The organism is Mesorhizobium sp. M0207 (genome assembly GCF_040321995.1).
Lineage (GTDB): Bacteria > Pseudomonadota > Alphaproteobacteria > Rhizobiales > Rhizobiaceae > Mesorhizobium.
This window is the reverse complement of sequence record NZ_JAMYSQ010000074.1, coordinates 1-889: the sequence shown is the minus strand read 5'-3', so window position 1 is coordinate 889 and position 889 is coordinate 1. Positions and strand designations below refer to the sequence as shown.

General features: G+C 67.4%; 1 protein-coding gene. It reads right to left on the bottom strand.

The genetic code is table 11. From position 1 onward, the window contains the following. Window positions 1-889, bottom strand: an 889-nt coding sequence (locus tag NKJ15_RS32895) for an IS91 family transposase (protein WP_352819851.1), incomplete at both ends; no start/stop codon positions are given.

Sequence of the window (889 nt, the reverse complement as noted above, 5' to 3'; positions counted from 1 at the left end):
GCGGACGTCAGCCGGTTCTTCCGAAGTGTCGTCTTGGGGCGGCAGATCGACGTTCAGCAGTTCGCGCGCGAGTGCGAGGCTGGCCTTGCGGGCGGAGGTGGCGAGCAGCCCATAGTGACGGATGCGGTGGAACCCACGCGGCAGGACATGGAGCAGGAAGCGGCGGATGAACTCGTCGGCGGCAAGCGTCATGGCGCGCTGGCGCTCGACACCATCGCGGCGATAGTCCTTGTAGCGGAAGGTGACTCCAGCCTCGTCGAAGGCGATCAGGCGGCGGTTCGAGATCGCGACCCGGTGCGTGTAGCGCGACAGGTAGGCGAGCACCGCTTCCGGCCCGGCGAAGGGCGCCTTGGCATAGACCACCCAGCGCTTGTTCCGGACCGGCGACAGGTGCCGCAGGAAGGCCTGCCGCTCGATGAGACGAGCAAGGGTGCCGAAGAAGGCGAGCCGATCGGCGTCGTGCAGCGCGATCAGCCGGGTGAGGAACAGGCGGCGGAACAACTTGCCCAGTACTCTGACCGGGAGCAGGAAGGCCGCGCGCGACGATATCCAGCGGCTCCCGTCCGGCGCGATGCCGCCGCCCGGCACAATCATGTGGACATGCGGATGGTGGGTCATTGCCGAGCCCCATGTGTGGAGCACGGCAGTGATGCCGATGCGCGCGCCGAGGTGCTTCGGATCGGCGGCGATGGTCAGCATCGTCTCCGATGCCGCCTTGAACAGCAGGTCATAGACCAGCGCCTTGTTGTGGAACGCGATCTCGGCGACTTCGGCCGGCAGCGTGAATACGACATGGAAGTAGCCGACCGGCAGCAGGTCGGCTTCGCGCTCGGCGAGCCATGTACGCGCGGCCGCGCCCTGGCACCTGGGACAGTGCCGGTTACGGCAG